At 61.7% G+C, this 6,252-nt stretch carries 7 protein-coding genes; 3 read left to right on the top strand and 4 right to left on the bottom strand.

The window, feature by feature from the left end:
* Positions 1-777: PLP-dependent transferase (locus EN932_RS26140; RefSeq protein ID WP_206618960.1), on the top strand; the 777-nt coding region annotated here is incomplete at its 5' end.
* Between the two features lie 94 nt (positions 778-871).
* Entirely contained in the window at positions 872-1,219 is a 348-nt protein-coding gene (locus EN932_RS26135; protein WP_127369502.1) for a cupin domain-containing protein, read from the top strand.
* A 397-nt stretch (positions 1,220-1,616) separates the two neighbouring features.
* Here EN932_RS26135 and EN932_RS26130 read toward each other — a convergent pair whose 3' ends face one another.
* From EN932_RS26130 to EN932_RS26125, 3 genes are read right to left on the bottom strand one after another with little or no spacing between them, the layout of a single operon-like run.
* Positions 1,617-2,339, bottom strand: a complete 723-nt coding sequence (locus tag EN932_RS26130; RefSeq protein ID WP_245461032.1) for a hypothetical protein — start codon at positions 2,337-2,339, stop codon at positions 1,617-1,619.
* Complete coding sequence (locus EN932_RS39090; protein ID WP_245461033.1) at positions 2,287-2,658, bottom strand: hypothetical protein; 372 nt, start codon at positions 2,656-2,658, stop codon at positions 2,287-2,289. The genes EN932_RS26130 and EN932_RS39090 overlap by 53 nt, the downstream gene beginning before the upstream one ends.
* A gap of 51 nt (positions 2,659-2,709) precedes the next feature.
* Positions 2,710-3,960 (bottom strand): cytochrome P450, encoded by a 1,251-nt coding sequence (locus EN932_RS26125; protein ID WP_127369503.1) that lies wholly within the window; start codon positions 3,958-3,960, stop codon positions 2,710-2,712.
* 103 nt (positions 3,961-4,063) lie between these two features.
* Between EN932_RS26125 and EN932_RS26120 the strand changes: the two genes are divergently transcribed.
* Positions 4,064-5,167: an FAD-dependent oxidoreductase gene (locus tag EN932_RS26120; RefSeq protein ID WP_063167788.1), complete on the top strand. Its 1,104-nt coding sequence runs from the start codon at positions 4,064-4,066 to the stop codon at positions 5,165-5,167.
* 25 nt (positions 5,168-5,192) lie between these two features.
* On the opposite strand, the gene EN932_RS26115 is transcribed toward EN932_RS26120, so the two are convergent.
* Positions 5,193-6,252, bottom strand: a 1,060-nt coding sequence (locus EN932_RS26115) for a pyridoxal-dependent decarboxylase (protein WP_128369162.1), incomplete at its 5' end; no start/stop codon positions are given.

The following is a 6,252-nucleotide window of genomic DNA, read 5'->3' as shown; positions in this document are numbered from 1 at the left end:
ATCTGCGACATCGCGCGCAAGCACGGCCTGCCGCTGATCGTCGACAACACACTGGCCTCGCCCTACCTCATCCGGCCGATCGAGCATGGCGCCGACATCGTCGTCCATTCGCTGACCAAATTCATCGGCGGTCACGGCAATTCGATCGGCGGCGCCATCGTCGACGGCGGCACCTTCGACTGGTCGAAATCGGGCAAATACCCGATGCTGTCGGAACCGCGCCCTGAATATGGCGGCCTCGTTCTGCACGAAACCTTCGGCAATTTCGCCTTCGCCATTGCCGCGCGCGTGCTTGGCCTGCGCGACCTCGGCCCGGCGATCTCGCCGTTCAACGCATTCCTGATCCTGACCGGCCTGGAAACCTTGCCGCTGCGCATGCAGCGCCACTGCGATAACGCCGTGACGGTTGCTGCCTGGCTGTCCAATCATCCCAAGGTCGCGTCGGTGAACTACCCCGGCCTGCCCTCGGACAAGAACAATGCACTGCAGAAGAAGTACTCACCACTTGGCGCCGGCGCCGTGTTCACCTTCGCGCTGAAGGGCGGCTATGACGCCGGCGTCAAATTCGTCGAGGCGCTCGAACTGTTCTCGCATCTGGCCAATGTCGGCGACACCAAGTCTCTGGTCATCCACCCGGCCTCGACCACGCACCGCCAGCTATCCGACGAGCAGAAGGTCAAGGCTGGCGCAGGACCGGACACGGTGCGGCTGTCGATCGGCATCGAGGACGTCAACGACATCGTCGCCGACCTCGAACAGGCGCTCGCCAAGGTCTGATTCTTTTACCCTCCCCCTTGTGGGGAGGGTCGGCGCGCAGCGCCGGCGTGGGGGTGAGCCGGCGGATTGCCGGCTCTTTCATGGAGAACAAGTCTTGTCCGTGCACTACTTGACGATATCGACCGACAGCGTCGAACCCGAATCTGGCGCGCCGGCGCCGGATCGGCTGATCTCGGGCGATCCCAAATTCCGCACCTGGAATGTCGAGGAGCGGGAGGGCGGCCTCTACGCCGGCATCTGGGAATCGACCCCCGGCAAATGGCGCATCGCCTATGACGAATGGGAGTTCTGCCACATCCTGTCCGGCGTTTCGGTGGTGACGGAGGACGATGGGCAGGCGCGCACCGTCAAGGCCGGCGACAGTTTTGTGCTCAGGCCCGGCTTCAAGGGCAGCTGGGAAGTGCTTGAAACGACTCGCAAGGAGTATGTGATCAAGCTCTGATCGCTTTCATGAACAATAACAGCGGAGAGCTTGCGCTAGTTTGAAATTCCAGTACAATTAGGTATGGATGCATATAAAATAGCTGTCACTATTGCTTGTATATTTGCGGATGTCTGGATCATAAATTTTTGCATTTCAGTTGTGTTTCCAGCGATCAAATCAGGAATCTATCCTGCGCCCGGTAGGGTCTACCTGCGAGAAATGCACCCGAAGAGATTTTGGTTGGCGATAGTGTTCTTTCCAACGTTGGCGGTTTTTGCGGTGGCCTCGACGATACTGCTGGTATTTAGCATTTGAGGGAAAGTATCGGCCTCCAATAGAGGTTTCCCGCAAGAATCCGAATTTCATTGTCCCGGCTATCTCGGCTCCTCGGTCTGTCGCCAGCGTGCCGGTTTGTCTACTTCGCCGGAAACTGGCTAAGGTAGGCTTCCGAGGCCTTGTCGTGGAAAGTCAGCACGTCGGCGTCCTGCGCCTCGATGTCCGCGTCGGAGATCTCGTCGCGATAATACTGCACCATGAGATCGAGTCCCTCCTGGCTGATGCCCTGCGTCGGCATCTCGCGGGCGAGGCAGCCGCACAGGGTGAGCGCACGGTCCGGTGATCCGATCTTGTGGTTGGTGAGAATGAAATCCTGCGCCGGACAGGCATCGAGAAAGCCGTCAAAACTCAACTTCTGCTGCGGCTGGTCGCCATGGTTGAAATAGGCTGGCGGCCATTGGTTCTTGCCGCTGGCGACATCGCAGCCGGTGCCGACATCCTTGGCACTGTTCTGGACGGCAAGCAGCGCCGTCCACTTTTCACCCGTCGGATATTCGAAGTTTTCTGCCAGCGACGCGGTGTACATGTCGAGATCGGCCTGCGTGAGGCTGGTTACCTGAAACCGGTTGAGCTGGCACTGGCATTCGGCGCTCACGCGCTCGGCTTCGCCCTCCGCCGGCTGCTCGTTGGATTTGCTTTTCTGGCAAGCCGCCAGGAAGGCCGCGCCGTCGAGCGACGAGGCCGGGAAGGCGGAGGCGTCGAGATAGCGCTTGCCGTCCCAGCCGATCGTCATCTGGTCGGACTGCATGTCAAGAAAACCGTTTCGCTTGAAGGCGCTGAGCCCGATCTTGTCCTGCGGCACCAGCCTCGCCCCCGGAATGTCGCCGAGAACCCTCCTGGTAGCTGTCGCCTTCCAGGACAAACAGGAAGTTGCCGCAGTTGGTGCCATCACAGCCGGGCGCATGGCGATAGGCGAAAATCTCCGGAAAACCGTCGAGGTTGAGATCGACCTCGATGGCAAAGGATGTCGGCGGCAGGCCCTTCGACCCGGTCTGCCGCTCCAGCAGAACCGTCGCCATTTTCTGGGCGATGGCCATGCTGTTTTGCCACGGGATGTTTTCCGGCTGCTGCTGGGCGGCCGCGATCTCAGGGAATGCGCACGCCAGCGCCAGGGCAAACAACGTCGCCCGTATCGAAAACAATCTCATATCGCAGCCCCTGGCTCGCGATCGTCAGAAGCCGACGGCAAGCGTCTCCAGCCCGTGGAAGTGATAAGTGTCGCGGAAGCTTGGGGTTTCGGCAAGATGCAGCTCTGGGTGGCGTTCGAACAGGGTTTTCAGCGACACCTGCAATTCGAGCCGGGCCAGCGGCGCGCCGATGCAGAAATGGATGCCGGCACCGAACGATACGTTCTTCTGGTCCGCGCGATCGGGCCGGAAGGCTTGCGGTACTGCAAAGGCGCGCGGATCGTGATTGGCCATCCCCAGCAGCAGCCCGATCGTCTGGCCCGGCTGCACGACGATGCCGGGCGAGAGTTCGATCTCCTGATAAGCGTAGCGTGTGAACATATGCAGCGGCGCATCGAAGCGCAGGCATTCCTCGACCGTTGCCGCGGTCGCTTCGGGTGAGCCGAAGAAGCGGCTGACATCGCCGCCTTGCATAAGGATCGAACGGACGGCGTTGCCGGTCTGATGCACGGTCGCCTCATGACCGGCATTGAGCAGCAGGATCGTCGAGGACACCATCTCGTCCTCCGACAGTTTCTGGCCGCCCTCTTGCGCCGAGATCAGCAGCGACAGCAGGTCGTCGCCGGGGTTCTTGCGGCGCTCGGTGACGTAGCCGCGCAGGAAATCGGCGAACTCGCCAGCGGCTCGGTTGGCCGTCTCTTCGATCTCGCGGGTGCGGCCATGGATGTACATGGCGACCATCTGGTGCGACCAGTCGAGCAGTTGCGGCCCCATCTCGACCGGCACGCCGAGCATTTCGGCAATGATGGTGATCGGCAAGGGCGCCGCGAAGGCCGGCAGCAGGTCGACTGTCTTGCCCGGGTCGAAACGGTCGATCAGTTCGTTGGCGAGCGCTTCGACGCGCGGCCGCAGCCGTTCGACCTGACGTGAGACGAAGGCACGGTTCACCAGTGTTCTGAGCCGCGTGTGCACGGGTGGCTCCAATTCCAGCATCGAATTGGCTTCGATGCCGTCGAAAGCCCTGAGATGGCTACGGTCCTGTCCGATACCGCGACTGTCTGGAATGCCGGCCGGATTCTGGCGGCCGAAACGGCGGTCGCGCAGCAGCCGGTTGACGTCGTCGAAGCCGCCAAAGCACCAGAAGCCGAATTCTTCCCAGAAGAAGGCATTCGATAGGCCGTGGAGGAAAGCATAGGCATCATAAGGGTTTTGAAAAAAAGCCGGCTCGTGCGGGTCGAGCCGCAGATGTCGAGTGGCTGGATCAAAGGCCAGGGCAGGTGGCGTCAATTTGCTCATGCCAGACCAATAGCGCGGCTTGCCAGCCTGGTTCCAGACCGTATGTTGGCGCCCGCAATCCAATACGTTGAGCCAGCCGACCGGCTGCGGAAAGTCTGATTTGATGAAGGTGATCGTTGTCGGTGCGGGTATTGCCGGCCTCTCGACCGCGTGGTCGCTGGTCAAGGCGGGTCACAGCGTTTCGATCGTCGAGCAGGGGCCGATCCCAAACCCGTTGGCCGCCTCGGGCGACCACCACCGCATCATCCGCCGCGCTTACCGCGCGGGGACCGGCTACGGCCGGCTGATCACCGAAGCCTACCAGGCCTGGGACGAGATGTGGGCCGACCTCGGCGAAAACCATCTCGATCCCAGAGGATTTGTCTGCATTTCGCGCGAGCCCGGCGACGAGGCCGAGGAATATCGCGAGGGCCTGGAAGAAGGCAATTTTCCGTTCGAACTGCTGGAGCCCGATGCAGCCGTGAAACGCTGGCCGTTTCTGGAAGCCGGGTCGTTTCGCTACGCCTATTTCTCGACCGAAGGCGGCGCCCTGCATTGCCGCAAGATCGCGTCCGGCCTGGCAAAGTGGCTGCGCGCCAACGGCGCCAATGTCTACGAAAACAGCAAGGTCGTCGAGGTCGACGCCGAAGCCGGCCACATCGTGCTCGAAAGCGGCGAGACGATGCAGGCCGACCGCATCGTCGTCGCCGCAGGCGCCTGGGTGCTAAAACTGTTTCCGGAACTGGACGGAGAATTGAAGACCTATCGAACCGCACTTGCCTATGTCGAACCGCCGGCCGACCTCAAGGCGGCCTGGCAGGCGGCACCGGTCGTGCTCGATGTCGGCGGCGCGATCGACGGCTATGTGATCCCGCCCTCCGGCGGCGCCGGCATGAAATTCGGTTCCGGGCTGCACAGGGTGCCGACCAGCGACGCCGACTGGAACCGTCAGCCGGTGGCGGGCGAGGGCGAGGCGATCCGCAACCTGTTTTCGCCGCCGATCGCCCGCATCGCGGAGTATCGCGTGACCGAGGTCGTCACCTGCGCCTACACTTTCACATCAGACGAAAAATTCATGGCGCATGGAAAGGGCAAATGCCTTGTTGTCTCGGCATGCTCCGGCCACGGCTACAAGTTCGGCGCGGCGGTCGGCAGGCGCGTTGCCGCTGCTGTCGGCGATGGGGATATCGCCGGTCTGAAGGCATGGCTGCGGGCGGAGGTCGCCTGAAACACGAGGCCAAATCCGCAGCGGTTCAATGATTGAGTTCGTCTGCGGCGGCAATGACTTCGGACACAATCGCCCGAACGTCATCCAAGGTCGTCCTGTGATTGACGAAACACGCCCGCAGCGCGAATTGACCGTTGATCGTTGCATTCGACAGATACACGCGGCCGCGCGCGATCACACGGCGCAGGATCGCTTCATTGTCCTTAGAGCGGTGACGGAAACAGACCGCGCTTAGCGATACCGGCGCAAGCTGCTCAAGCTCCGGCTGTGAAGCGATTGCCTGTGCCAGCATCTGGGCATGGTAGAGATCGCGCGCGATGGCTTCGCGATAGGCACGGCGCCCGTGATACTGCAGCGACATCCAGAGCTTCAGCGCACGGAAGCGCCGAGACAGTTCGATCGACTCTTCAAAGAATGCAAATGCTTCCGTTGGGTCTTCGCTCAATATCCTGACGTAGTCGTCGCTGTGCGAGAAAGTCGTGCGCGCAATGTCTGGGTGGCGATTGAGCAGGCAGCCGCAATCGAGTGGCTGATAGAGCCATTTGTGCGCATCGAGCGACAGCGAATCCGCCAAAGACAGTCCCTGGAACTTTTCCGGGACGGTCAGGGCCGCCAGTCCCCCATAGGCCCCATCCACATGCATCCACAACGCTTCCCTGCGGGCAATGTCTGCGATTTCGGGAAGGGGATCGATCGCACCGGAGATGATGGTGCCGGCCGTGGCCACGATGGCGATGGGCATGTTGCCGATGCCGCGGTCGGCTGCAATAGCTGCCTGGAGGGCATCCGTCCGCATCCTGAATTTGTCGTCGACAGGGATCAAACGGAGATTTTTTCTACCGATCCCCAACAGCGCGACGGCCTTGGGAATGGACATGTGCACTTGCTCGGAAGCATAGATCACGCACGGTCGCACGCCTGTTTCGTTGGCTGGCAGCTTCGCTTCCCGCGCCATCGCCAGGGCCATGAGGTTCGCCGTCGAGCCGCCGCCGCACAGGCTGCCTGTAAATCCGGGGCAACCGACAGCCTCCGCCAACCATTCGACGACGGCGCGTTCGATCGATGTCGCAGCCGGTGCCGAGCGC

Origin of the sequence: Mesorhizobium sp. M7A.F.Ca.US.002.01.1.1, assembly GCF_004022955.1 — a bacterium.
In the GTDB taxonomy this organism is placed as follows: domain Bacteria; phylum Pseudomonadota; class Alphaproteobacteria; order Rhizobiales; family Rhizobiaceae; genus Mesorhizobium; species Mesorhizobium ciceri.
Note: the sequence above shows the minus strand (reverse complement) of the source record. Positions and strands in the feature narration are given on the sequence as shown.

Coding starts and splice junctions, on each gene's coding strand:
- EN932_RS26125 (WP_127369503.1), bottom strand. CDS start 3,960: ATGAGCAAATTGACGCCACCTGCCCTGGCCTTTGATCCAGCCACTCGA.
- EN932_RS26120 (WP_063167788.1), top strand. CDS start 4,064: ATGAAGGTGATCGTTGTCGGTGCGGGTATTGCCGGCCTCTCGACCGCG.